1 protein-coding gene is annotated in these 389 nt (G+C 39.6%); it reads left to right on the top strand.

Annotation, left to right across the window (positions count from 1 at the left end):
- Positions 1-216: hypothetical protein (locus IM284_RS23070; RefSeq protein WP_226838978.1), on the top strand; the 216-nt coding region annotated here is incomplete at its 5' end.
- Positions 217-389 lie beyond the last annotated feature (173 nt).

Here is a 389-nt window from a genome sequence, read left to right on the forward strand (position 1 = left end):
TTTCGGGAGATGCAAGTCAATAATGCCCTATTAAGAAAGAAATTGCCACTTATAAATGAATTTGATAATACTAATGATGCCGTCATTAGCTATGAATGGCAGGGAGATGTTTCTTTAAAAATTTCATTAGTCAAAGATAGTGAAAAAAATATTTTTTCTTTTAATGAGCGCTCAACGGGAACTAGCCTTGAAATTACCGAGGAGACTCAATATTAAATTTGTAGATTAAATAAAGCCGTGAGCTTCAGTCAGGTTAGGGGGGCGTGAGTGAGCAACTGCTGACGATGGGCCAGAACGAGGAAGAGGGTTTGTGCTGGAATTCGACGGCGATAATAAAGGAATACAGCAATGAGTACAGCTTTGTTAAACGATGCGGCGAGCCTGGTACA

This window comes from Enterobacter cloacae complex sp. P12RS (assembly GCF_014895875.1).
GTDB lineage: Bacteria > Pseudomonadota > Gammaproteobacteria > Enterobacterales > Enterobacteriaceae > Enterobacter > Enterobacter bugandensis.